This is a genomic window from Microbacterium hominis, from assembly GCF_013282805.1.
GTDB classification, from domain to species: domain Bacteria; phylum Actinomycetota; class Actinomycetes; order Actinomycetales; family Microbacteriaceae; genus Microbacterium; species Microbacterium hominis_B.
This window is the reverse complement of the sequence record NZ_CP054038.1, coordinates 443,725-468,884: the sequence shown is the minus strand read 5'-3', so window position 1 is coordinate 468,884 and position 25,160 is coordinate 443,725. Positions and strand designations below refer to the sequence as shown.

At 69.3% G+C, this 25,160-nt stretch carries 23 protein-coding genes and 2 pseudogenes; 11 read left to right on the top strand and 14 right to left on the bottom strand.

Annotated elements, in window-relative coordinates:
* Positions 1–55: 55 nt before the first annotated feature.
* From HQM25_RS02050 to HQM25_RS02040, 3 genes are all read right to left on the bottom strand, one after another.
* Complete coding sequence (locus HQM25_RS02050; protein ID WP_172988686.1) at positions 56–1,441, bottom strand: sensor histidine kinase; 1,386 nt, start codon at positions 1,439–1,441, stop codon at positions 56–58.
* 186 nt (positions 1,442–1,627) lie between these two features.
* Positions 1,628–2,095, bottom strand: a complete 468-nt coding sequence (gene lepB, locus HQM25_RS02045) for a signal peptidase I (RefSeq protein ID WP_254359503.1) — start codon at positions 2,093–2,095, stop codon at positions 1,628–1,630.
* 58 nt (positions 2,096–2,153) lie between these two features.
* Entirely contained in the window at positions 2,154–3,755 is a 1,602-nt protein-coding gene (locus HQM25_RS02040) for a multicopper oxidase family protein (protein WP_254359502.1), read from the bottom strand.
* 430 nt (positions 3,756–4,185) lie between these two features.
* On the opposite strand from HQM25_RS02040, the gene HQM25_RS02035 reads away from it, so the two are divergent.
* Both HQM25_RS02035 and HQM25_RS02030 read left to right on the top strand, forming a co-directional pair.
* Positions 4,186–6,024 (top strand): hypothetical protein, encoded by a 1,839-nt coding sequence (locus tag HQM25_RS02035; RefSeq protein WP_172988682.1) that lies wholly within the window; start codon positions 4,186–4,188, stop codon positions 6,022–6,024.
* Between the two features lie 94 nt (positions 6,025–6,118).
* Positions 6,119–6,442, top strand: coding sequence for a hypothetical protein (locus tag HQM25_RS02030; RefSeq protein ID WP_172988681.1), 324 nt, complete (start codon positions 6,119–6,121; stop codon positions 6,440–6,442).
* A gap of 4 nt (positions 6,443–6,446) precedes the next feature.
* On the opposite strand, the gene HQM25_RS02025 is transcribed toward HQM25_RS02030, so the two are convergent.
* From HQM25_RS02025 to urtA, 9 genes are all read right to left on the bottom strand, one after another.
* Entirely contained in the window at positions 6,447–7,841 is a 1,395-nt protein-coding gene (locus tag HQM25_RS02025) for a sensor histidine kinase (protein ID WP_172988680.1), read from the bottom strand.
* A gap of 189 nt (positions 7,842–8,030) precedes the next feature.
* Positions 8,031–8,612, bottom strand: a complete 582-nt coding sequence (locus HQM25_RS02020) for a TetR/AcrR family transcriptional regulator (protein ID WP_172988679.1) — start codon at positions 8,610–8,612, stop codon at positions 8,031–8,033.
* Between the two features lie 2 nt (positions 8,613–8,614).
* Positions 8,615–9,178, bottom strand: coding sequence for a TetR/AcrR family transcriptional regulator (locus HQM25_RS02015; RefSeq protein WP_172988678.1), 564 nt, complete (start codon positions 9,176–9,178; stop codon positions 8,615–8,617).
* Positions 9,178–10,860, bottom strand: coding sequence for a purine-cytosine permease family protein (locus tag HQM25_RS02010; protein ID WP_254359501.1), 1,683 nt, complete (start codon positions 10,858–10,860; stop codon positions 9,178–9,180). Before HQM25_RS02010 ends, HQM25_RS02015 begins: the two co-directional genes overlap by 1 nt.
* Positions 10,861–10,974: 114 nt before the next feature.
* The gene (gene urtE, locus HQM25_RS02005) at positions 10,975–11,655 is read right to left on the bottom strand and encodes an urea ABC transporter ATP-binding subunit UrtE (protein ID WP_172988675.1); all 681 of its coding nucleotides are present in this window, start codon (positions 11,653–11,655) and stop codon (positions 10,975–10,977) included.
* A complete protein-coding gene (urtD, locus tag HQM25_RS02000) occupies positions 11,655–12,464 on the bottom strand; it encodes an urea ABC transporter ATP-binding protein UrtD (protein WP_172988674.1) in 810 nt (269 codons plus the stop codon). Before urtD ends, urtE begins: the two co-directional genes overlap by 1 nt.
* Positions 12,461–13,576, bottom strand: a complete 1,116-nt coding sequence (gene urtC / locus HQM25_RS01995; RefSeq protein ID WP_254359500.1) for an urea ABC transporter permease subunit UrtC — start codon at positions 13,574–13,576, stop codon at positions 12,461–12,463. Before urtC ends, urtD begins: the two co-directional genes overlap by 4 nt.
* Positions 13,576–14,460 (bottom strand): urea ABC transporter permease subunit UrtB, encoded by an 885-nt coding sequence (urtB, locus tag HQM25_RS01990; RefSeq protein WP_172988672.1) that lies wholly within the window; start codon positions 14,458–14,460, stop codon positions 13,576–13,578. Before urtB ends, urtC begins: the two co-directional genes overlap by 1 nt.
* A gap of 106 nt (positions 14,461–14,566) precedes the next feature.
* Positions 14,567–15,859, bottom strand: a complete 1,293-nt coding sequence (gene urtA, locus HQM25_RS01985) for an urea ABC transporter substrate-binding protein (RefSeq protein WP_254359498.1) — start codon at positions 15,857–15,859, stop codon at positions 14,567–14,569.
* Positions 15,860–16,263: 404 nt separating this feature from the next.
* Here urtA and HQM25_RS01980 point away from each other — a divergent pair, with 404 nt between their 5' ends.
* The 7 genes from HQM25_RS01980 to HQM25_RS01950 are packed head-to-tail and all read left to right on the top strand — an operon-like array spanning position 16,264 to position 21,836.
* Positions 16,264–16,566, top strand: coding sequence for an urease subunit gamma (locus HQM25_RS01980; protein ID WP_172988669.1), 303 nt, complete (start codon positions 16,264–16,266; stop codon positions 16,564–16,566).
* A 9-nt stretch (positions 16,567–16,575) separates the two neighbouring features.
* Entirely contained in the window at positions 16,576–16,911 is a 336-nt protein-coding gene (gene ureB / locus HQM25_RS01975; RefSeq protein ID WP_172988667.1) for an urease subunit beta, read from the top strand.
* Complete coding sequence (locus HQM25_RS01970) at positions 16,911–18,614, top strand: urease subunit alpha (RefSeq protein ID WP_172988666.1); 1,704 nt, start codon at positions 16,911–16,913, stop codon at positions 18,612–18,614. Before ureB ends, HQM25_RS01970 begins: the two co-directional genes overlap by 1 nt.
* Positions 18,614–19,288 (top strand): urease accessory protein UreF, encoded by a 675-nt coding sequence (locus HQM25_RS01965; RefSeq protein ID WP_172988665.1) that lies wholly within the window; start codon positions 18,614–18,616, stop codon positions 19,286–19,288. Before HQM25_RS01970 ends, HQM25_RS01965 begins: the two co-directional genes overlap by 1 nt.
* Entirely contained in the window at positions 19,281–20,054 is a 774-nt protein-coding gene (gene ureG, locus HQM25_RS01960) for an urease accessory protein UreG (RefSeq protein ID WP_172988664.1), read from the top strand. The genes HQM25_RS01965 and ureG overlap by 8 nt, the downstream gene beginning before the upstream one ends.
* 2 nt (positions 20,055–20,056) lie before the next feature.
* Positions 20,057–20,857 carry an urease accessory protein UreD gene (locus HQM25_RS01955; RefSeq protein WP_172988663.1) on the top strand — a complete coding sequence of 267 codons (801 nt, stop codon included), beginning with the start codon at positions 20,057–20,059 and terminating at the stop codon, positions 20,855–20,857.
* A gap of 10 nt (positions 20,858–20,867) precedes the next feature.
* Positions 20,868–21,836 (top strand): energy-coupling factor ABC transporter permease, encoded by a 969-nt coding sequence (locus tag HQM25_RS01950; protein WP_172988662.1) that lies wholly within the window; start codon positions 20,868–20,870, stop codon positions 21,834–21,836.
* A gap of 7 nt (positions 21,837–21,843) precedes the next feature.
* On the opposite strand, the gene HQM25_RS01945 is transcribed toward HQM25_RS01950, so the two are convergent.
* Positions 21,844–22,476 carry a hypothetical protein gene (locus tag HQM25_RS01945; protein ID WP_172988661.1) on the bottom strand — a complete coding sequence of 211 codons (633 nt, stop codon included), beginning with the start codon at positions 22,474–22,476 and terminating at the stop codon, positions 21,844–21,846.
* A gap of 197 nt (positions 22,477–22,673) precedes the next feature.
* Between HQM25_RS01945 and HQM25_RS01940 the strand changes: the two are divergent.
* Both HQM25_RS01940 and HQM25_RS01935 read left to right on the top strand, forming a co-directional pair.
* A pseudogene (locus tag HQM25_RS01940) lies at positions 22,674–22,936 on the top strand (IS30 family transposase); the annotation flags it as partial.
* A gap of 38 nt (positions 22,937–22,974) precedes the next feature.
* A pseudogene (locus tag HQM25_RS01935) lies at positions 22,975–23,304 on the top strand (transposase); the annotation flags it as partial.
* A gap of 606 nt (positions 23,305–23,910) precedes the next feature.
* Here HQM25_RS01935 and HQM25_RS01930 read toward each other — a convergent pair.
* On the bottom strand, positions 23,911–24,759 hold the full coding sequence (locus HQM25_RS01930; protein ID WP_254359496.1) for an HpcH/HpaI aldolase/citrate lyase family protein: 849 nt from the start codon (positions 24,757–24,759) through the stop codon (positions 23,911–23,913).
* Between the last annotated feature and the right edge of the window lie 401 nt (positions 24,760–25,160).

Genomic DNA, 25,160 nt, shown 5'->3' with positions numbered 1-25,160 from the left:
CCCCAGTCACGCCCGCCCTCTCTCTGTGTGCGCGGGGTCGCGCTTCGGCCGGCGCCTACGCGACGGGTTCGGGTGCAGGGGCGGTCGTGACATCGCCCGCCGCCGCCCCGGACCGGCGTCGAGCCGCCTTCGGCGCCGGGGCCGGCAGCGGGATGAACGCCACGACGTCCGTTCCCCCGTCCGGTCCGGAGCCGATCTGCACCGTCCCCCCGACACTGCGGACGCGATCGCGGATGAGCCTCAGCCCGACGTGGTGCGACTGACGGGGCGACCTCTCGACGCCGTCGATGCCGACACCGTCGTCGGTGACCCGCACGCGAACGGCATCCTTCGACGTCTCCTCGAACCGCGACATCCCCACCTCGACCCGCACGGTGGCGGCGCCGCTGTGCTTGGCGACGTTGCCGAGAGCCTCCCGCACGATGCGGTACACCAGCTCGATCGCCTCATCGCCCAGCGGCGGCATGTCGTCGACGTCGACTGTCGCGGCCACCTCGACGGGCACGGTCGTCTCCACGAGCCGAGTGATGGCCAGCTTCAGCGGGACGCTGTGCAGATCGGGAGGATAGATGTCGGCCATGAGGGTGCGCAGCGAGGTGGCGGCCCGTCGCAGAGCCGCGTGCGCGGCATCCAGCAGCCGCTCTTGATCATCGCCGTGCACCCGCTTGGCCGCGTCGAGCACGAACCCGACACCTGCCAGCTCCTGGATCGGCCCGTCGTGGATGTCGCCGGCGATGCGCTCGCGCTCCCGGTCCGACGCGGAGATCGAGAACTCCAGCAGCTCCGCGCGCTCGCGCTCCTGCCTCCGCGCCCGACGAACGAGCCAGAGGAAGACGGCGACCATGATCAGCTGCACACTCATGAGCGGCACCAGCATGATCGGGAGCATCTGGCTCACCTCGACGTCGGCGAAAGCTTCGATGCCCGCGTCGTCGAAATACACCTCGATCGCGTATGTCCCGTGGCCGGGAACGGACAACGGCGCGTAGACCTCGAGGTAGCCGGTGGCCGTCGGCAGCCACCGCAGCTCGTCCTGGTCGGCGCGCTCCGACGTCACCGTCCCCTCCTCGATCGCCGCTCGTGCGGCATCCGGAAGAGGGTGCCGCGACCCCGTGTTGCCGAGGCTGGAGTAGACGAGGGTGCCGTCGCCGTCACGCACCAGCACGGCCGAGAGATAGCCCTCCTCGATGCGCGCGCTCACGGCATCCTGCAGAGCGGCGTCGTCGCCGGCGAACGCGCGCTCGAGCGCGGCGGGAAAGGTCAGCACCGCCATCGCCTCGGTGCGACGCTGCGCATCATCGAGAGCCTGGTCGTACGCGACGGTGCGCGTGCCCGCGAACGTCGCCAGCCAGACCACGGCGAGCGAGGCGATCGCGGCGAGACCGAAGATCAGCACGGCTCGCACGATCGGCCCTCGCGCGGGGGAAGTGGGCAGTCTCATGGTGCCCTCGATTCTGCGCGGGATCTCGGCGCACCCCATCAGCACCGTGGGAGGGTGGCGCGGCGCCCAAGCCGCCCCGAGCGGTCGCCCCAAGAGACCGCGTGCTCCCCGCGTGAGGGCAGGGTACCTCCGAACGCCCGATCTGACAAAACGTGGCGGCGCGCGACGCGGTGCGGTGACCGCCGGTCAGCGGCACCCCGACAGGTTCACGAGCATCCGCATGCTGACGTCTTCGCGGGGCACCGCTCCGAATTCGCGGGAGTCGATGGAGAACTCGCGCGCGTCGCCCATCACGAACACCGTGTCCGGCGGCACCTCGACCGGACCGAAGTAGACCCCGTCGATCGTGGCCCGGTCCACGTACGACTCGTCGATGAATTCGCCGTCGACGGTCAGGATCGCGTCGGCGATCCCAACCTGCTCCCCCGGCAGCCCCACCACCCTCTTCACGGTCGGGCTGCCATCGCCGGGGTTCGCGAAGACGACGATGTCGCCGTGCTCCAGGCGCTGCCATGGTGCGACACGCTCGACGAGCACCAGATCCCCCGCACACAGCGTCGGAGCCATGCTGCCCGATGCGACGGTCACGATGTCGAAGACCCAGAGCCGGAGCGCGATGAGCGCGAGCACGACCACCACCACGGCCGCGACCACGATCGGCCTCGCGCGACGCGATGGCGTGGTCGCGCGAGCCGGGGAGTCCGCCGTGAGCTCAGGCCCCATCGTCGGGCACGGGCAGTGCAGCCAGGATCGGGTGGTGCGGATCGTCCGACGAGCCGTCGGCCGGCCACACCCGGAACTGGTGCATCATGTCGTGATCCTCGTGCACGAGATTGTGGCAGTGCACCATGTACCGCCCCGCGTGGGGACCGTACTTGGCGATCACCCGCACCTTCTCGTTCTCGCCGACGTAGACGACGTCCTTCGGTCCCAGCTCGTACGAGAAGGGCGCCTTGCCGTCGCGCGAGAGGATCTTGAAGTCGATGAGGTGGATGTGCACGGGGTGGAACCAGCCGCCCGACTTGTTCTCGATCTCCCACACCTCGGTGGTGTTCACGGTGGGGCTCGCCAGCGTCGCCAGGTAGTTCGAGGCGATGACGTCCTCCCAGGTCTGCTCGTTGAGCTGCCACATGTCGGTGACGTCGTCGCGCTCCACCCGGATGTTGCGCTTGATCATCCCGCCCTTCTCGACGAGCCCCATCACCTCGTTGCCCGGGTTCAGCGTGTCGGGGATGCTCAGCGCCGACGGATCGTTCGTCGTGAACGGGTCGTCGACGACATCGAACGCCATGACCTTGTTCGTGAAGTCGAAGTCGCGGTTGTCGGGATTCGAGAGGTTGCGCATCTCGATCCGCTGGCCCGCCTTGAACTGCGAGAAGTCGATGAGGAACTCGTAGCGCTCCGCACTGCCCATGCGGAAGCTGGTGACCGACTGGGTCTTGAGCATCAGCCCACCGTCGGTGCAGACCATGTGCATGGGCGTCGATGGCGACAGCTGGAACCGGTACGACCTCGAGAGCGAGGAGTTCAGCAGGCGGAAGCGGTAGACCCGGCGCTTGACCTTCATCACCGGCCACGGCATCGCGTTGACCAGGATCACATCGCCGTACAGTCCGGAATGGCTGCGGTCCTCGTAGAGCTGAGCCCCGTTCGCCTGGAACATCATGTCGCAGATCGTGAGAGCGACGTCAAACTCGTCCTGCGGGAGCAGCGAGCGCTCCTGCGCGTCATGCATGTGGTACTGGGCGGCAAGTCCCGAGTAGGCGTTCTGCGCCGTGTAGTGAACCCCGTGGTCGTGGTACCAGAGCGTGCGCGCCGTCTGGAAGTTCGGGTAGTGGTAGTCCTTCATCTGCCCGGGGAGGGTCACATCGCTCGCGTACCCGTCGTACTCCGGCAGCGACGCAGAGCCGTGCAGATGGGTCGACGTCGCGATCGGCGTCCCGAAGGTCGGGTGCACGGCGGTGAGCCTGTTCCGCATCCGCAGCACGGCCCGCGTGCCCTGGTCTACCTCGATGATCGGCCCCGGCACGACGCCGTTGTACGCGAGCACGGGGGTCAGCAGACCCCCCGGCAGGATCTTCGCGTTGGCGACGACCTCCGAGACGTCGTAGTAGTTCACCGGCCCCTCGTCATCCACCTCCGTGCGCTTGGGCGCGAGCACCTGCTGCATCGGCAGGGTCGCGGCGAAGACCTTCGGGAAGTATTTGGATGCCAGCTGGCTGGCCGATTTCGCCTCGACCGGCGACCCCCACGGGGCGGCCAGCGCGACAGCCCCTGCAGTGGCGACCCCGGCGACGGCGGTCAACGTCAGCATTTCACGGCGCGTAACAGTCATGATTGGCCCCCAGAGCCGAATCGGGCGGGCAACCCCAGGAAACCCGCAACAGGCACCCCAGCGCCTGCTGAACCCATGGTCCCGCTGCCCCATCCCACACGGCACCCTCGGTGGGGCGTGAGCGCCACCCCCAAAAGAGGGGGGATGCGCCGCCCGTGAAGCTCACCCCCTCTTTTGGGGGTGCCCCCTCCCCCCAGCGTGGTCTGCGCGTCGCAACGCGATCGAGGGATCGTTCGACTGTACGACCGCGCGGACCTGGGGCTGGGATGTCAGCGGTCGGGAATTGGGGAGCGACATGTTCGCGAAAATCTGGGGACCCTTGCGCGCGCACTCGCACGCATCGACGACGACTTCGCTGCCGAGGCGGCGCCCGCCGGCGTGGGTGGCGGCGGTGGCGGTGGGTGTTCTGGTGTTGACCGGAACCACGGTCGCCAACGCGGCCACACGGGTCACGGTCACCAACCCGGGAGGTCTGACCGCGGTCGGCCCGTCCAGCTCCGACCACGGCTTCCCGGCCTGGTACGAAGACTCCACCGGCACCCGCATCGAACCCTGCCTGGACATCGACAACCCGATGTGCGGATTCCTGCCCGGCGACGTGCCCGACGACACCATCCCGATCAGCTTCCCCGACAACTTCCCCGGCGAGTTCTTCTACCAGCTCGTCGCCTCCGAACTCGACCTGCCCGGCGGCGGCCGCGCCGTGCTCACCCTCGGCCTGGAAGCAGCATTCACCACCGAAGAAGCCACCCCCGGCAACCAGGTCGTGTTCGCCCGCACCCGCGTCGTGGTCCGCGACGCACCCGCCAACGCCACCCTCACCTTCCGGCACCCGTTCGGCGAACTCACCATCGACACCGACGACACCGGCGCCGGCCGCCTCGTCGAAGACATCGCCCCCTCCGTGGGCAACTTCACCCTCGCCCTCACCGGCAACTTCGGCCCGTTCCTGAAATGGGACCCCGCCACCGCCCCCGCAGCCCCCGCAGGCTTCGTCGGCGACCCCGGCATCGCACACACCGTCATCGGCGGCAAAGACGGCTACAACCGCTTCTCCGTCACCGGACCCGGCCTGAGCCTGGACACCGACCAATTCACCATCAGCGGCAAGATCGCCACCAACACCGGCCTGGCCGGCACCCGCGCATCCATCACCGACGGATTCCTCGACGTGTTCGCCACCAGCAAGAGCATCCAACTCCAAGTCGACGGTGCCGAAGGCCAATACGCCACCACACCCATGACCAACGACGACGGCTCCGAATACCACTACGCCCGCATCGCCCTCGAACCCGGCGCCGCACCCACCCAGGTCACCGTCCGCAACCTCTCCGACGACCCCGTCAGCACCGCCACCATCGACCTCGAAGACATCGTCATCGACCGCGCGGAATACAACGGCACCGTCCTCACCATCCAAGCAACCGCCACCACCTACCCCGTCACCATCGACGGCATCGGCCAACTCACCGACACCACCCCCACCGAATTCACCCTCACCGCACCACCCGCCCACATCACCGCCCACACCACCACCGGACCCACCACCACCCACCGCGTCACCATCACCGGCGGAACCGCCACACCTCCCGGTGTGACGCCGCCGCCGCCGGGACCGGATGTGCCGCCCGTCACGGACAACACTCCGGACAACCCGACCGATCCGTCGGCACCGCCCGTGATCAGCATCGCGACGGTGAGTCCCGTGACCCCGGGATCGACACTGAACATCGACGCGACGGCGACCACGGGCGCGACCGAATACACCTGGACGCAGACGAGCGGACCGGCGGTGGCGATCGCAGACGCCGCGACCGCCCGGCCACGGGTGACGCTCCCGTTCTTCGTCACCGCGACGACGACGGCGCCCGCCGCCGCGTGGGATCCGATCACTCTGCACGTCGTCGCGCGCACCGCTGCCGGTGTCGAGAGCATGGCCGATGTCACGGTGCCGGTGCTCGACAGCGACCTTGCGGTCACGGTCGCCCGTCACCGGGTGGGCAAGGAGCTGCGCATCGGCGGCACGTCGCTCATCGGGGGAGTCGCGGGGCCGCTGTCACCGCCCACCCAGGTGCTGATCTGGAACAACACCAACCCGGCGGCGCCCGTGCTGCTCGGACGCGTCACCGTCGACACCGTGGGCGGATGGGAGCTGCGCCAGAAGCCCGGCCCGGGGGTGCAGATCACCTCGGTGCTCGTCCAGACCAGTCGCGGTGGGTCGACGACCGCGACGGTTGCAGCGGGGTGATGGGCTCGTGATCCGGACGCGGGGTTACCCCAGCCTGGCGACGTCCACACGGCGCGTCCTGATCGCTGCGACCCTCACGGTGGGAGCGACCCTCATGGTCGCCCCCGCCGTGAGCGTGATCGTCGCATCCCACCCTGCCGAGGTCGAGGCCGCGGTCATCGCCGTCGCCCCCGTCGACGAACGACCTTCCACGACGTCCTCGGGGGTCGACGCTCCCGCGCCGCTCGCCCATCACGGGTCGGTGATCATCCGCGACGCCGACGAACCTCTGGCGCCGACGACGGTGACCTCTGCGATCGCGCTCTACGCGGCCGCGGTGGGCACCGCAGGCGGCGTGGTGGTGCTCACGATCCAGCGCCGCGCGCGCCACGGGGGCCACGCGCCTCGCGTCCACGCGGGGGCTCCGCGCCCCGTCTGAGGGCTCAGACGACCGGCGTGGGCGCCGCGGTGTCCTCGGCGGAGCCCGATCGCTCCTCCCGCGGGGCCGCCGCGTCCTGCACGGTCACCGGCTCGACGGGAAGCAGCGCGAGCACCTGGGTGCCGCCCGTCGGCCCGCGCCCGATCCGCACCGTCCCCCCGGCGCTGCGCACGCGATCCCGGATGAGCCGCAGCCCCACATGGTCGCCGGAGCGGCGCCCGGCGTTGGCGACGTCGTCGATTCCCACCCCGTCGTCGACGATGCTCACACGCACGGCATCCCGCGGCATCCCGTCGAACCGCCCGGCGGAGATCTCGACACGCAGCGTCGATGCGGCGCTGTGCTTGGCGACGTTGCCGAGCGCCTCCCGCACGATGCGATACACCAGCTCGATCGCCTCGTCGCTCAGCGGGGGCAGCTCCCCCACGACGACCGTCGACGCCACCTCCGTCGGCACGGTCGTCTCCACCACCCGGGTGATGGCCACCTTCAGCGGCACGGTGTGCAGATCGGGCGGATAGATGTCGGCCATCAGGGTGCGCAGCGAACGGGTCGCCCTCCGCAGGGCCGCGTTCGCGGCATCCAGCAGCCGCCGCTGGTCCTCGCCGTGCACCCGCTTGGCCGCGTCGAGCACGAAGCCGACGCCCGCCAGCTCCTGGATCGGCCCGTCGTGGATGTCACCGGCGATGCGCTCGCGCTCCCGGTCCGACGCCGACAGCGAGAACTCCAGCAGCTCCGTGCGCTCGCGTTCCTGCCTTCGCGCGCGCCGCACGAGCCAGAGGAACACGGCCACCATGATCAGCTGCACGCTGAGCAGCGGAACGAGCATGAACGGCAGCATCTGGCGCACCTCGGCGTCGGCGAACACGTCGATCCGCGCCCCGTCGAAGTACGCCTCGACCACCAGCGCTCCGTGCCCCGGAACCACCACGGGCACATAGACCTCGAGATACCCGCTCTCGCCGGTGGGCGGCAGCAGCGGCATCTCCTCGCCGGCGATCCGCTCCGAGCTGATGCGTCCCTCTTCGATCGCCGCGCGCGCCGCGGCGGAAAGACGGCCGGGCTCGTCCGCCTGCCCGAGGCTGGAGAAGACGACGTCGCCGGCGCCGTCACGGATGAGCACGGCGGCGAGATAGCCCTCGTTGATGCGCGCTTCCACCGCCGTGGCGAGCGGATCGCCGTCACCGGCGAGCGCCTGCTCGAGCGTGGGGGCCAGGGTCAGCACGGCCATCGCGTTGGTGCGTCTCTCCGCATCGTCCAGCGCCTGGTCGTACGCGGCCGTGCGGGTGCCGGCGAGCGTCGCGAGCGCGACCACCGCGAGCGAGGCCACCGCGGCAGAGCCGAAGATCAGCACCGCCCGCGCGATCGGCAGGCGGCCCCGGGAACGGCGGAACCACATCGCTTCCCCCTTAGACGCACGAAGTCCGGCGCGCCCTGCTCGGGGGGCACGCTCAGGAGGAGCGGAAACCCCAGCCGCCCACGCGATCACCCGGTCTGCGACCGCGGCGTCCACCCCGCGTTACCGCGAGAGTATCCCCGAACGGAGAGCACGACAAGAACCGTGGTCGTACCGACGCAGACCCCGCCGTCACCCGGCCGCTGGCCCACCTGCCCCTCGGATCGGGTCGAGGATGGCCTCGGCCGCCCACGTGGCGGCGTCGGAGATGTCGCGTCCGCTCATGCCGAGCTCCCGTCGCATGGTCACCCACGTGGCGGACGAGTCGAGATGACACAGGGCCGCGACGATCACGGTGCGCTCCTGGTCTGCGAGCGAGGGCACCTCGCGCCGCAGGAGGGCGTCGAAGTGCGCGCGGTGCGTGGCGGGCTCCGCGCCGTTGACCCCGCGCATCGACGCCTCGGCGACGACGTGGGCGAGCTCGGGACGCCGGTCGTAGGCATCCATCGCCTCGCGGATCGCGATCGGCACGTCGAAGATCGACTCCGACTCCTCGCGGGAGAAGATCGTCTGCTCGATCCAGGCCGATGTCGCCAGGAGCAGATCGACCCGGGTCGGGTAGTAGCGGTAGATCGTGCGCTCGCCGACGCCCGCGCGCAGGGCGATCAGCCGGAACGAGACATCGTCGGTGCCGACCTCCTCGATGAGCTCGGCGTACGCGGCGAGGATCGCCGCCTGGGTGCCCGTGAGCTCCGGCGAAGACGGACCTGTCACTGCTAGGCCGCCCAGTCGGCCTTCGACGCCACCGGGAGCACCCTGCCGGCCGCGAGATCGAACGCGGCGAAGGTCTCGTCGGCGCTCATCTCGAAGCCGGTCCGCATCCGCGCCCAGAACATCGGCGACGCGAAGTACCGGAGCGCGGCGGCCGCGCGCAGGGAGTCTCGTCGGTTCAGCCCCGGTGCGGCGGCGCTCAGCATGGCGACGATCGCGTCGGTCATGGGCGCCGCTGTCTCACCGCTCGTCGGCGAGAGCGCCGCGCCGCGTGCGGCGACGAAGGCGAAGGCGGGCTGCGCGTCGAACGCGGCGAAGCGCGCACGCACGGCGAGACGGAACTCGGCGACCGTGCGGAACTCGGCGAGAGGGAAGTGCTCCGCCTCGATCCACCGCGCGAGGGCCTCGAGCAGATGCGACCGCGTGGGGAAGCGGCGATAGATCGTGCGCTCGGAGACCTCCGCGAGCTCGGCGAGCTCGGCGTAGGAGACATCCTCGAAGGTGCCGTGGCGCAGCAGCAGTGCGGCGCTCTCGAGGATCGCCGACGGGGTGTCGACGGACTCGCCCATCACGATCTCCTTCCCGGCCCATCCCGCTCGCGCACCGCCGGCTCGGGCGGCAGGACGTATCTGTCCGATTCGTCGAGCGCCAGCGCCAGCGAGGAGACGAACTGCAGTTCTCCGCGCGGTCCTGATTCGGCCGATGCCAGCATATCCGGGCGCTCGAACATGTAGCCGGTGACGTGGCAGCGCAGGCGCTCCCCCGACGGATTGCCGTCGCGGTCGAGGATGGGGGTCGGGATGCCGTCGGTCCGGCGCCGCAGATAGAACCGGCCCCGCGTGGCGAGCGCCATGGCAGGCGTGACCACCACCGCGACGCCGATCGCGACGAGCACCGAGAAGGGCTGGAAGTCGGCGCCGAACGCCCCGACGAAGCACAGCAGCGAAAGCCCGGAGGCCGCCGCGACAGAGACCGGTCCGACCGGATTCCAGTCGTGCAGCATCCCGCGGCGGAACTCGGGGAAGCGCGGCGAGATCCGGAGCAGGTGCTTGTTGATCACGATGTCGGCGGAGATCGTGACGAGCCACGCCATGACCACGTTGGCGTACAGGCTCAGCACGAACGAGATGAGGCTGAACACGTCGAGGAGCATGAGCGCCAGGGCGATGACGAGGTTGAAGACCACGAAGACCGTCCGGCCGGGGTAGCGCTTCTTGACGCGCGTGTAGACGTTGGACCACGCCAGCGAGCCGGAGTAGGCGTTGGTCACGTTGATCTTCACCTGTGCGATGACGATGAGGATCAGCGCCAGGCCGAGCGCGACCCAGTCCGGGAGGAGCGACTGGTACATGCCGAGGAACTGCTTCACCGGCTCCACCGCGCGGTCGCCGATCGAGGGGTCGACCTTGGTGACCAGATACACGGCGAGGAACAGCCCGATCACCTGCTTGGTGCCGCTGAAGATCACCCAGCCCGGTCCGCTGAAGACGAACGCCGTCCACCACGATCGCGCGTTCGCGGCCGTGCGCGGCGGCATCACGCGGATGTAGTCGATCTGCTCGGCCAACTGCGGGGTCAGCGCGAAGCAGACGGCTGCGCTGGCCACGATGGCGCTGAAGGAGACCGTGCCGTCGGAGGCGCCGGTGAAATCGATGAAGTCGGTGACCGCCTCGGGCTCGGTGAACACGATCCACAGGAGCGGGAGGAGGGCGAGGGCGAGCCACAGCGGAGTCGTCCAGAACTGGAGCCGCTCGAGCGCACGCATCCCGAAGATGACGATCGGGATCACCACGACGGTGGAGATCACGTAGCCGACGGGCAAAGGGATCCCGACCGCAGCTTCCAGCCCCTGCGCCATGATGGCGCCCTCGAGCGCGAAGAAGATGCACGTGAATCCCGCGAAGACGACGGTCGTGATGATCGAGCCGTAGTAGCCGAATCCCGAGCCGCGGGCGATGAGATCGAGGTCCAGGTTGTAGCGCGCCGCGTAGTAGGCGACGGGGAAGCCGACCAGGAAGATGATCACCGAGGCCAGCAGGATGCCGAGCACGGCGTTGCTCGTGCCGTGATGGAGTCCGATGCTCGCCCCGATCGAGAAATCGGCGAGGAACGCGATGGAGCCGAGTGCCGTGCCGCCGACCGACAGCGCGCTCCACCTGCGGAAGGAGCGCGGCACGTACCGGAACGCGTAGTCCTCGAGGCTGTCCTCGGCCGCGGCGCGCGCATCTCCGCCTCGCGCGCCGGATCTCACCCCCAGCGCACCCACAGTCACCTCCGGCGCGTCCACGATGTCTGGATCATGCCGTGACCGTGTTTCCACGGCGTTGCCGCGAGGAATCGATCTGATTCAGATCGCGCGGGTTCGTCAGATCGCCATGGCCTGGCGCACCGTGTCGATCGCCGAGGCGCCCCCTTCGCCGCTCATCGTGATGCGCCCCGACTGGAGCACATAGAACGTGTGGGTGGAGCGCAGCGCGAAGCCGACGTGCTGTTCGACCAGGAGCACCGAGAGATCCCCCCGGCGGGTGAGATCGATGATGACCCGCTCGATGTCGGCGACGATGTTGGGCTGGATGCCCTCAGTGGGCTCGTCGAGCACCAGGAGCTTCGGCTTGGTGAGGAGGGTGCGCGCGATCGCGAGCTGCTGGCGCTGTCCGCCCGAGAGGAGGCCGGCGCGGCGACCGAGGAGCTCCTTGAGCACCGGGAACAGGTCGAACACCTCGTCGATGTCGGACTGCCGCTTTGCCACCAGGCGCAGATTCTCGAGGGTGGTCATCTGGGGAAACGACTGCTGCCCCTGCGGCACGTAGCCCAGTCCCCGCTGCACCCGTTTGGAGGGCGGCATCCGCGTCACATCCTCGCCGTCGATGAGAACCTGGCCCTGCATCACCGGCAGGAGCCCCGTGGCCACGCGCAGCAGCGTCGTCTTGCCGGCGCCGTTGTGCCCCATGATCGACACGGCCTGGCCGTGCGGAATCCTCACCGTGACGTCGTGGAGGACCTTCGTGCGGCCGTAGCCGGCCGTCACCCCGTTGATCTCGAGCATCAGTGGCCTCCCTGGCCTTCGACCGCCGCGTCCGCCGCCGTCCCGAGGTAGACCTCCTGAACGCGCCTGTCGGCTTGAACCTGCTCGACCGTTCCCGCGGTGAGCAGCTTTCCCGTGTGCATGACGGTGACCCACTCGGCGTAGCTGCGCACGAAGTCCATGTCGTGCTCGATCACGATGATCGTGCGCTCATCGCCGATGCGGCGCAGCAGCTGCCCGGTCTCATCGCGCTCGTCGGCGTTCATGCCGGCCACCGGCTCGTCGAGGAACATCACCTTCGCGTCCTGCACGAGGAGCATCCCGATCTCGAGCCACTGCTTCTGCCCGTGGGCGAGCACGCCGGCCGGCCGGTCGCGAACCCCCGCCAATCCGATGGTCTCGAGCGCCGACTCGACGTAGTCGGGGATCCCCCGGCGGGTGAGCGGCAGTCCCCAGGCTCTGCGGTGCACACCCCCGGCGATGTCGAGGTTCTGCAGCACCGACAGCTCGTCGAAGACCGTCGCGGTCTGGAAGGTGCGTCCGACGCCCGCCCGGACGATCTTGTTGGCCTTCATCGACAGCAGATCCATGCCGTTGTACGTCGCCGTGCCGGTCGACGGCACGAGACCCGTGAGGGCATCGACGAGAGTGGTCTTGCCGGCGCCGTTCGGGCCGATGAGGAAGTGGACCTGGCCCCTGAGCATGAGCAGGCTCACGTCGTCGACCGCCTTGAAGCCGTCGAAGCTGACGCTCAGATGCGACACCTCGACGGAGGTCTCGGAATCCGGAACCAGCGGGGCGCCCGCCGACGCTTCCGTCGTCTCGCTCATGCGGGCACCTCCTGCTCGGCTTCGCGCTCGACGACGGCGGACGGCGGTGGAGGCGGCTTCTGCGCACCGCCTTTCATCAGGAGGGCCTTGGCCCTCGAGTACAGCGACGCGAGCCCGTTCGGAAGGAACAGGGTGACCACGACGAAGAGCAGCCCCAGGATGTAGATCCAGCCCTCCGGCCAGCTCGACGCGAGACTCGACTGCCCCCAGCCGATCGCCATCGCGCCGAGCACCGGCCCGAACAGCGATGCGCGTCCGCCCAGCGCGACGCCCGCGATCATGAGGATCGACGCCGAGGCGCCGATCTCGGCGGGGGTGATGATGCCGACGAGCGGCACGAACATCGCGCCGCCGATGCTGGCCATGACCGCGGCGATCACGAAGGCGACGAGCTTGATGTTGGCGGGGTCGTAGCCGAGGAACCGCACGCGATCCTCGGCGTCGCGGGTGGCGAGCAGCAGCTCTCCGAACCGGCTGCGGTTGAGCTGCCACGCGACGAGCATGCACACGATCAGCAGGACCACGGTGATCATGTAGATCATGATCTTGTTGGTGTCGTCGGCGAGGACGTAGCCGAAGAAGTACTGGAATCCGCTCAGGCCGGTGTCGCCGCCGGTCTCGCGGATCGTCGAGCTGATGAACACGGCCAGGGCGACGGCGAGCGCCTGCGTGAGGATCGCGAAGTACGCTCCCTTCACTCGGCGCTTGAAGAGCGCGTATCCCAGCACGCCGGCGACGATGACCGGCAGCAGCACGATCGCGATGATGGTGAACAGGTCGCTGCGGAACGGCTCCCAGAACGCCGGGACCGGCGCCAGGGGGTCGTAGAGGATCATGAACGTGGGTGTCGCGTCGGGACCTGCCGTCTCCAGCGTGAGGTGCATCGCCATCGCGTACGCCCCGAGTCCGAAGAACACCCCCTGCCCCATGACGAGCATGCCGCCGCGGCCCCAGGCCAGGCCGATCCCGACCGCGACGATCGCCCACGCGCAGTACTTGCCGAGGTTGTTGATCCAGTGCATCGACAGCACCGCGGGAGCGACCACGAGCAGGATCACCGCGAACACCGCGATCCCGATGAGGGAGCTGTAGGGCTTGAGTCTGGTGAGCATCACGCGAGTCCTCTCGTGCGCACGGTGAACAGTCCCTGCGGGCGGATCTGCAGGAAGACCACGACCAGGACGAAGGCGAGCACCTGCGCGAGGCTGCCCGTGGTCAGGTCGGCGAAGAACGCCATCGCGACGCCGATGGCCCACGCCGCGATCACCGTGCCCTTGATCTGGCCGATGCCGCCGACGACCACCACCAGGAAGGCCGGGATGATGTACTGAACCCCCATCTGGGAGTTCGTGCCGCCGATGAGGGATGCCGCGACCCCGGCGACTCCGGCGAGTCCCGATCCCACGAAGAAGGTGAGGCGGTCGACGGTGCGGGTGCGCACCCCCACGGTCTCGGCCAGGTCGCGGTTCTGCACGGTCGCACGGATGCGCCGACCGAACGAGGTGAACTTGAGCCATGCGGCGAGCGCGGCGACGCAGATCCCCGCGAGCACGATCGTGAAGACCTGACGCAGCGGCCAGGCGTAGCCGAAGATGTCGACCTGGCCGCGCAGCCACTCGGCGTTCTCGACCGGCACTCCCTGCGCGGGGAAGATCTGCAGCGCGGCCTGCTGGAGGATCAGAGCCACACCCACGGTGACCAGCAGCGTGTCGAGCGGCCGGCGGTACATCCATTGGATGACGCCCACCTCGAGCAGGAGGCCGAGGAGCCCCGCGACGACGAAGGCCACCGGGAGAGCGATCGGAATCGAGATGTTGCTGTCGGGGATGGCGAGCTGGACCAGGTAGGTGGTGAACGCGCCGGCCATGATGAACTCGCCGTGCGCCATGTTGATCACGCCCATCTGGCCGAAGGTGAGCGTGAGACCGAGGGCGGCGAGCAGCAGCAGGGCGCCGAGGGCGGTGCCGTTGAGCAGTGGTGGGATGAGGGCATCCACGAGCGGTGCCTCCGTTCTGCGGGAGTGCCGGATGGGACGGGAGAGGGAGAGGGGATGCGGGGCTCCGCGCCGTGGCACGAAGCCCCGCTCCCCCCCAGCTGTGGGATCAGCCCGCGGCGGCCACGAGGGAGTCGCGGACGTCCTCCGGGAACCAGTCGTATTCGTCGAGGTACGGGTCGGGCTCGATGAAGCCCTCGGACTCCCAGACGATGTCGAACTGGTTCTCGGCATTGATGCGGCCGATGTGGCCCGGCTTGGAGATGTGGTGGTTCTCGCCGTCGAGGGTGACGACGCCCTCCGGCGCATCCACGGTGATCTCGTTCTCCAGCGCCGCGGCGTTGATCGCGTCGACGTCGAACGAGTCCGCGGCCTCGACCAGGGCCTTGTAGAGGTAGAGCGAGATGTACGCGGCCTCCATGGGGTCGGAGGTCACACCGCTGCTGCCCGGGTACGCCTGCCACGCCTCGATGAAGGCCGGGTTGTTCGGGGTGTCGAGCGACTGGAAGTAGTTCCACGACGCGTAGTTGCCGGTGACCTCGTGTCCCATCGCCGGAGCCTCCTCCTCGGCGATCGACACCGAGATGATGGGCGTGGTCTCGGGCGTGAGCCCGGCGTCGTAGTACGCCTTGATGAAGCCGACGTTCGACGATCCGTTGATCGTGTTGAAGACGAAGTCGGGTTCGGCCTCGACGATCTTGGCGACCTGCGTCGTCCAGTCGTCACGGTCGAGGGGGACGTACTCCTCGCCGACGATCTCGATGCCGAGCTCCGCCGCGTAGAGCTTGATGATCGCGTTCGCGGTGCGCGGGAAGACGTAGTCGGAACCGGCGAGGAACAGGGTCTCGACCCCCTGAGAGGCGAGGTAGTCCATGGCGGGGATGATCTGCTGGTTGGTCGTCGCGCCGGTGTAGTAGATGTTCGGCGACGACTCGAGACCCTCGTACTGCACGGGATAGAAGAACAGCCCGTTGTGCTCTTCGACGACCGGCTTGACCGCCTTGCGCGACGACGAGGTCCAGCCGCCGAAGATGGCCGCCACGCAGTCCTGGGTGAGGAGCTTCTCGGTCTTCTCCGCGAACGTGGGCCAGTCGGTGGCGCCGTCCTCCTGGATGTACTCGATCTGCTTGCCGAGGATGCCACCGTCGGCGTTGATCTCCTCGGCGGCCATGTGCAGCACGTTCGAGACGGTCGTCTCGGAGATGGCCATTCCGCCCGTGAGGGAGTTGAGGAATCCGAGCTTGATGGTGTCGCCGGAGGTGTCGACGCAGCTCTCGGCCGCTTCCGGCGACGCGCTCGACGGTGCGTCACCGGCCCGCGAGCCGCAGGCGGTGAGGACGAGGGCGGCACTGGTGACCAGTGCGCCGGCGGCCAGGAGCGTCCTGAGGCGCTTCCTGCTCATGGTGTTCATGCTGTGCTCCGTTCATGGGGTGTTCGGGTGTTCGGAGGTTCCGGTGTCCATGCGTTCCGGTGTTCCGGTGTTCCGGTGAGGGGACGCTGGTGATGACGTCTTCGCCGACGGCAGAGATCCGTCGGTGGCTGCAGGTGTTCCCACGATGAGGCATCGAGCGTTGCAATGGCATTGCTCAGACGTATCGAACATGTAAACAGTCGCACCGCGGCATCCCGCTGATCGGCGTAATTACGGGGATTCTCGGGAATCCACCGGTTCTTGCGCCTCGCAAGGCCATCGGAAGATGGCACACTTCTGACACGTGATCGAAGGCCCTCGATCGCGGACAGCGCACGGCGGAACCGGCAGTGATCCGACGCCACCCCGCCACGGACACACGAAGGGAGTGCCGGATGCATCTGTCGCCGGCGGACACCGAGAAGCTTCTGCTCGCCGTGGCGGGCATGGTCGCACGAGACCGCCTCAGCCGCGGCGTCAGACTCAACCACCCCGAAGCCGTCGCGCTGCTGACGATGTGGGTCATCGAGCGCGCCCGCGAGGGCGCTGAGGTCGCCGCACTCATGACCGAGGGGCGCACGGTGCTCTCCCGTGCCGACGTGATGGACGGCGTCGCCGACATGCTCGCCGACGTACAGGTCGAGGCCACCTTCCCGGACGGGCGCAAGCTCGTGACCCTTCACCACCCGATCGACTGAGGAGTCGCCGTGGCATCAGGAGCATCACGCGGTCCGGGCGCGATCCGGGTGCGTCCCGGCTGGATCGAGCTGAACGCCGACCGCGCCGGCGACGAACGCCGGGAGTTCGTCATCCTCAACACCGGCGATCGCCCCGTGCAGATCGGATCCCACATCCACCTCCCCGACGTGAACGCCGCGCTCGCGTTCGACCGGGAGGCGACGGAGGGCTTCCGGCTCGACATCCCCTCCGGCACCTCGGAGCGCTTCGAGCCGGGGGTTTCCAAGCGCGTCACGGCCGTCGCCCTGCGCGGCCGGCGCCGTGTGGCGGGCATCCAGATCCGCCCGGCCGAGGAGGGGGACTGATGGTGCGCATCGACCGCGAGCGGTACGCCGCGATCTACGGACCCACCACCGGCGACCAGGTGCGCCTGGCAGACACCGACCTGTGGATCGAGCTCGAGGACGACCTGACGATCGGCGGCGAGGAGGCGGTCTTCGGCGGCGGCAAGTCGATTCGGGAGTCGATGGCCCAGAGCACCCTCTCGCGGGCCGAGGGGGCGCTCGACACGGTGATCACGAACGCGATCATCCTGGACTGGTGGGGCATCGTCCGGGCCGATGTCGGCATCCGCGACGGGCGCATCGCCGGCATCGGGCGGGCGGGCAACCCCGACATCGCCGACGGGGTGGACCCTCGCCTGGTCATCGGCCCGTCGACGGACGTGATCTCGGGCGAGGGCAAGATCCTCACGGCGGGGGCGATCGACTCCCACGTGCATCTGCTCTCCCCCTCGCAGCTGCACGAGGCTCTGGCGGCGGGGATCACCACCGTCGTCGGCGGTGGCACCGGCCCCTCCGAGGGGTCGAAGGCCACGACCGTGACGCCCGGCGGCTGGCACCTCGAGCAGATGCATCGCTCGCTCGACCGCTTCCCGCTCAACGTGCTGCTGCTCGGCAAGGGCAACACAGTCTCGGCCGCAGCCTTCGAAGAGCAGGCTCTGGCCGGCGCCGCCGGCTACAAGGTGCACGAGGACTGGGGGTCGACCCCCGCCGCGATCGATGCGAGTCTGCGCGCCGCCGAGGAGTGGGGTCTGCAGGTCGCGCTGCACAGCGACTCGCTCAACGAGGCCGGGTTCGTCGAATCCAGCATCGCGGCGATGGCCGGGCGCAGCATCCATGCCTTCCACGTCGAAGGTGCCGGCGGCGGGCATGCGCCGGACATCCTCTCCATCGCGAGCCTGCCCTACGTGATCCCGGGATCCACGAACCCGACGCTGCCGCACACCGTCAACACGGTCGCCGAGCACCTCGACATGCTGATGGTCTGCCACCATCTCAACCCCGGCGTGCCCGAGGATCTCGCGTTCGCCGAGTCCCGCATCCGGGGCACCACGATCGCGGCCGAGGACATCCTGCACGACATGGGGGCGATCTCGATCACGTCGTCGGACGCGCAGGCCATGGGCCGCATCGGCGAGGTCGTCACGCGCACGTGGCAGGTGGCCCACGTCATGAAGCACCGCCGCGGACCGCTCGGGGGCGGACTCCCCGCCGACAACGAGCGCGCGCGCCGGTACGTCGCCAAGTACACCGTCAACCCCGCGATCGCCCACGGCATCGACGGCGAGGTGGGTTCGGTCGAGGCCGGAAAGCTCGCCGACCTCGTGCTGTGGGATCCGCGCTTCTTCGGGTTCCGCCCGAGCGTCGTGATGAAGGGCGGCGGCCTCGTGTGGGGAGCCCTCGGCGACCCGAACGCGTCGATCCCGACTCCGCAGCCGGTTCTCATGCGTCCGGCATTCGCCGATGCGATCGGCGCGGCGCTGTCGGTGTCGTTCGTGGCGCCGGCGGCGCTGGATGCCGGGATCGAGGAGCGACTCGGCCTCACGCGGCGCCTCCTGCCGCTGCGGTCCACCCGCGAGGTCGGCAAGGCCGACATGCGCAACAACGACGCGCTGCCGCGCATCGACATCGCCGCCGACACGTTCGACATCCGGATCGACGGCGACCTGGTCGAGCCGGCACCGGCCGCCACGCTTCCCCTGGCCCAGCTCTATCAGCTCTTCTGATGACCGTGCTCGCCCCGTCCACCGCCGCCATGCTGCTCGCCGACGCGCGCCTGCCCTCGGGAGGCCACGCGCACTCGGCCGGGGTCGAGCCCGCGCTCATGGCCGGAACCGCGCCGACCGCGCTGCCCGCCTTCCTCTGCGGTCGCGCCTCGACCACCACGCTGGTCGAGGCCGGCACCGCGGTGGCGGCCCGCCACGCCCGCATCCACGGCGAAGCGCTCGACACCGTCGAGGCGGAGTGGGCGGCGCGCACGCCGAGCGGGGCGCAGCGCGATGCCTCACGCCTTCTCGCTCGCGGATACCTCCGCGTCGGCGGGCAGCTCCTTCCGGCCGATCCGGTGATCGCGGCGTGGCGCGGCCGGGCGACGCCGCCGCCGCGACCGTGCGTGCTCGGGGTGATCGCAGCCGGGCTCGGGGTGACGCCGATCGAGCTCGCCCGGCTCGTCGTCTACGAGGAGATGCAGGCGGCGGCCGCCGCGGTGCTCAAGCTCGAGCCGAGGGATCCGCTCGAACTCGTATCGCTCGTCGCCCGGCTGTGCGCCGACGCGGAGCCGGCACTGGCCGCGGTCGCCGCGATCACCGACCCATCCGACATCCCGGCGTGCTCCGCGCCGGAATCAGAAGCGTGGGCACAGGCCCACGCCCGATCCACCAGGAGGCTCTTCCGTGCCTGAATCCCCCACCCCCCGCGCCCTGCGTCTCGGCGTCGCCGGCCCCGTCGGCGTCGGCAAGTCGTCGCTCATCGCCACGATCTGCCGCGCCCTCGCCGACGAGATCCGCATCGGCGTCATCACGAACGACATCTACACCGACGAGGACGCGCGTTTCCTCCGCTCGGCGGGCGTGCTCGAGCCGGAGCGGATCGTGGCGGTCGAGACCGGCGCCTGCCCCCACACGGCGATCCGCGATGACGTCACGGCCAACCTCCTCGCCGCCGAAGACCTCGAGCGCGCGTTCGCGCCCCTCGACCTGGTGGTCATCGAATCAGGGGGCGACAACCTGACCGCCACGTTCTCCCCCGCCCTCGTCGACGCCCAGATCTTCGTGCTCGACGTCGCCGGCGGCGGCGACGTCGCACGCAAGGGCGGTCCGGGAATCGCCCGCGCCGACCTGCTCGTGGTGAACAAGACGGATCTCGCCCCCTACGTGGGCGTCGACGTCGTCCGCATGGTCGCCGATGCCACCGATGCCCGCGAGGGCCGGCCGGTGCTCGCCCTCTCGCGCACGGACGCCCCGTCGGTCGCCGCGCTGCGCACGTGGGTGCTCTCGATGATCGCCGCGCATCGGGCGGGTTCGCACGTTCCGCAGGATCCGGGGCCGATGGCACCGCACTTCCACGCGGACGAGGAGGGCAACGGCTACCTGCACTCGCACGACCACGACCACGAGCACGAGCACTCGCACGACGAGCACGCCCCCGTCGGATCCGCGCACCGGTAGCGATGACCGTCGTCGAGATCGCACCGCGCGGCGAGGACGTGTCGTGCGCACTCTCGGGTGACCTCGTCATCCCGCGCCTGGTGCGGCGACGAGGGCGCACCGCCGAGGTCGCCCTCGTCGCCGGGCGCGCGATGCTCCTCCCCGGTGATGAGGCACGTCTGCGGATCAGCGTCGGCCCGGGGTGCACGCTGCGCCTCGTCGACATCGGCGGACTGATCGCCTACGGCAGACCGGGCGAGGTCGGCGAGGCATCGCAGTGGCACGCGCACATCGATCTCGCGTCCGGCGCCGATCTCACGTGGGATGCGCTCCCCACGGTGATCACCGACGCCGGCGACCTCATCCGCTCGCTGCGGATCACCCTCGGCTCGGGTGCCTCGGCGATGCTCCGCGAGACCCTCGTGCTCGGGCGCACCGGAGAGGCCGGCGGTCGGCTGCGTTCCGACACCGCCGCGGTGGATGCCGGCGGGCCGGTGCTCCGCGACGCCCTCGAGGCCCGCGGCGCCACGCCTGTTCCGGGCGTGCTCGGCGGGGCCCGGGTGATGGACACCGTCCTGATGCTGGGCCGCCCGCTTCCGGAAGGAGGCGAGCCGCCCGGCGCGGTGCGTCTCGATCTCGAACGCGGCGGAACGATGCTCCGCCACCTCGGCGCCACGGTTCACGACAGCCCGCTCGCCGGGTTCCTGCCCCGCACCCTCGCCGCCGACGCGCTCCCGGGCGGGATGCCGCACACCGCGTCCGATCACGAACGCCACCGCCCGTCCGCGGTTCCGACTCTCGCCTCGCTCGCCACACTCCCTTGAAAGGAACGCCATGCACGTCGCAGATCACTTCCTCACCCCGGAGACCTCCCTCGCCACCGGCATCCTCGCCGCCGGTGCACTCGCGGCAGTCGTCACGGTCGGGCGCCCACGATTCTCGGCGCAGCGCGTCGGGCTCGCGGGTGCCGCGGCCGCCGTCGTCTTCGGCGCCCAGATGTTCACCTTCCCGGTGCTCGAAGGAGCCAGCGGCCATCTGATGGGCGGAGTGCTCGCGGCGGCGCTCATCGGCCCCCGGCTCGCCCTCCTGGCGATCGCCGCTGTGCTCGCCCTCCAGTCGGCGGTGTTCGGCGACGGCGGGATCACCGCGCTCGGCACGAACATCCTCGTGATGGGGGTCGTCCCGATCGCCATCGCCGTCGGGGTCAAGCGCCTCGCCGATGCGATCGGAGCCGCACGGTTCCCGCGGTCGACGGCAGCCGTCGCCGCCCTCGCCTCGGTGCCGGCGGGGGCTCTCGTCCTCGTCGCGCTGTACGCGCTGGGCGGAGCGGGCTCCGTGGATCTCGGATCGATGGCGCTCACGATGACCCGCCTGCACCTGCTCATCGGCGTGGGCGAGGCGCTCATCACCCTCGCCGTGCTCTCGCTCGTGATGGTCGCCGCACCCGGGGCCACCGCGTGGGATGCGCGGCCCGCGGGAGCTTCCGCCCCGCTGCGCGCCGGAATCGCCCTCGGTTCGAGCGCCGTCGTCTTCGCGACCGCGCTCGCCGCCGTCGCCGCGACCACCCCCGACGGGCTGGAGAGCGTCGTGCTCGCCTACGGACTTCCGATCGGCGAGGCGATCGCCACGGGGATGCCGCTGCTCAGCGAGTACGGCGCGATCGCCGGCACCGGCATCGCGCTCGTCGGTGCGATCGGCATCGTCGCGGCCGGCCTCGTCACCATCGGCCTTTCCTCTCCGCTGCTCGCCGTCGCCGGGATGCCGCGGGCCGCGCGCCCTGAAAGGCGTGCGGCCCACCGGTAGGGGTGGTTCACACCGCCGTTCGCCGCGCCTCACGCGCGAGTGCCCACTCGTAGCGGTCGAGGCGGTAGCGCACGTAGAAGATGAGGCAGAAGATCAGCACGCCCATCGCCAGCCAGGGGCCGAACGTGCGCCAGAGCACGAACTCGGAGGCCGAGGAATCGATGAGGTGCCAGCCCTCCCATACGGCGATGCCGAGCTCGACGACCGCCCACACGAGCGTGACGTGGGCGGCGACCCGCCGGTACACCGGGTGGTCGTTGGTGAGGTGGCGATACGGCGTCACGAGCGGAAGCAGGTAGGACGCGACGGGACGACGGGTGAAGGCGGAGACGCCGACGGCGAGTGCGATCAGGGCGCTGAGGACGATGCCCGCGCCGAAGTACACCACGTGCGATTCGGTCAGGATGCCGGCGACAGCTTTGACGACGACATAGGCGAGGGTCAATGGCAGCAGCACCCCGATTCGGCGCCCGGTGCGCCGCCGCACGAGCACGAAGCCTGCGGCGAGCACACTCGCGACGAGCATCGCCGGCACCAGTCCCAGCCAGCTGTCGACGACGAGGAACGCCGACGTGGGAATCAACGAGATCAGCACCGGGACGAGCCCGGGGCGCTGGATCGGAATGAGCTGAGTGGACATGAGAGCACCTGTTCGATGTGGCGGGTAGCGTGCTCTCAGTCTTCCGACGCGGCCGGGCCGCGGCATCCATCGATCGGTGGACGCGGGGTCGCACATTCGACCTCCGCCAGGCGGTCGTCGGGTGCTGGGTGCCGCTATCAGTACTGAAGGAACGCGAGCACGGCGAGCACGCGTCTATGCGCGGAATCGGATCCCCGATCGACACCGGCCTGACGGTCTACTTCGCCGACCCTCACAGCCCCTGGCAGCGCGGCACGAACGAGAACACCAACGGGCTCCTCCGGCAGTACTTTCCGAAGGGCACCGATCTCTCTCACGTTGGGCTCCCGACGACCTCGCCGCCGTCGCCCACGCACTCAACACGCGCCCGCGAAAGCGACTCGGCTGGCGCACCCCGGCTGAGGCACTCGACGAGCACCTACACTTGCTGCAAACAGGCGGTGTTGCGACGACCAGTTGAATTCGCCTTGCGTTCCGTGGTCCGCGTGAACGATCCCACCCGGTCCGGGGCGGATCGTTCACGCGGACCACGGAACGCAATTCACTTCGTGGCTCTTCGGAGAGAAGATCCGCTCGGCCGGGCTGCTGCCCTCTTTCGGATCCGTCGGTGACGGGCTGGACAACGCGATGATGGAAAGCTTCTGGTCCTCGATGCAGATCGAGCTCCTGAACCGGAAGAAGTGGAAAACCAGAGTCGAGCTCGCCAACGCGATCTTCGAGTACATCGAGATCTTCCACAACCGCCAGCGGCGACACTCCGCCCTCGGCTACCGCACACCGATCGAATACGAGACACTCGAAATCAACGACATCCCCGCCGCGAGTTAGCCACCGACACTGGCACCAAATCCGTGGGGCAGGTCAAACTGTCACCGATGTCCTGATGCAGAACTGTCACCCATGTGCTGAGACATCACACCCAATCCGTGAACGCGTTTGTTCACGTTTCTGTTCACGTTTGGCTCACCAGGGCAAAGAAGAAGCCCCGGGATCGTTGATTTTTCAACGATCCCGGGGCTTCGATAAATGGCGGTGACGGTGGGATTTGAACCCTGATCGCCGCGCATCACCCCGAGTCGCCTCGTTCTCAAGACCTGCACTCCCCTGCAATCACGCGGAACTCGAGTTCTCGAACGTTGCCGTCGACTGCGGGGAATCTCATCAGTTGTTCACGCATCTGTTCACACCCGCCCGGGATTCAGATCCCCCTCAGGCGGATCCCTCCGCGATCCTGGTCACAAGGTAGCCCGTGAGGTGCCCGACAGGGAAGGGCTCGAGGAACTCACGACTGAACCGGCCCGACCTGCGTCGATGTAACCGATTGACCGAGATTCGCGACGATCTTGCTCACGGTTCACTCATGGAACGCCCCTCGCATCGAAGCCGCCCCCAGGACCCCAGGACACCGGCCGTCGTCCTGGGAAGCGGTACGCGCTACCTCTGGCCAGTCCCGAAGGCCGAGGCGAGGGCTTCGATCTTCTGCGCCCGACCCAGGCGAGGGAGGTCGCTTCCATCGCGCACGACTCGCCCGCGGGATTCGAAGTCGGCGAGGAACTCCCTCGCCCAGATGATGTCGGATGCCGTCGGGCTCATGACCTCGTTCACAACAGCGAGCTGTGACGGCTCAAGGCAGAGCCGACCGGTCAGGCCAAGAGCGACCGCGACCTCGGACTGCTCTCGCAGGATCGGGTGGCTGGAGCCGACGGTCGGACCGTCGATCGGGCCCGGCAGCCCGCCCACCCGACTGGCCACGACGAGCCGCGAGCGCGGATAGGCCATGGCGAGGTCGTCCGCGCTTGTCCCGGTGTCGCGGCGGTAGTCGCCGCTGCCGAAAGCGAGGCGGAACGCACCGCGCGCCCGAGCGATCGCAACGGCCTCCTCGATGCCCAGCGCAGACTCGATGAGCGCAACGACGGGCACGTCTCCGCCCAGACGATCGAACGTCTCGGTGACGTCCTGCGCGGACTCTGTCTTGGCGAGGACTACGCCCCGCAGTCCCGCGACGGCGCGAAGGCCTGCGACATCGCGCTCCCAGAACTCGGTGCTCCGATCGTTGATCCGCACCCAGGCACTGCCGCCGCCGCCGAGCCAGTCGGCGACGTCCGTCCGCGCGGCGTCCTTCTGCGTCGGGTCGACGGCGTCCTCGATGTCGAGGATGATCTGGTCTGCGCGGCTGCCGCGCGCCTCGTCGAATGCCTCGACGCGTCGCCCCGAGACCAGCAGCCAGGACCTCGAGATCCGAGCGGGAACCTCCGTCGTGGCGTCTATTCCTGTCGTCGTCACGTCATTCCTCTCGGTGTTCCTCACGTGGGCTGCGGACAGCACGGGACCGCAACATGCCATTCTCCCCCAGCCGCGCCGGCGAACGCACACCGACGACGTCGTTCGCTGCCTTCAGCGCCCGGCCCCGGCGGAGAGCTCGTCTGCCAGGATGCCGGATCCCGGCCCGGCGGCGTTCCGTTCCGCCACGGCGCCGGCGAGCTCGAGCGCCGCCTTCGGCACCGTCGCCCCTGTCGACCCTGCGAGCAGACCTGCCCGGAAGGCGCCCCCGCTGCCAGCCTGGAACCGTCCCTGGGTCTGTGGCGCAGCGATGCCGATGAACGACCGGCGATGACAGCATGGCCACCCCGGATGTAGTTCGACAGAGCCCCCTGTGACCCGAGGAGGGGATGCGCCATGCTGGT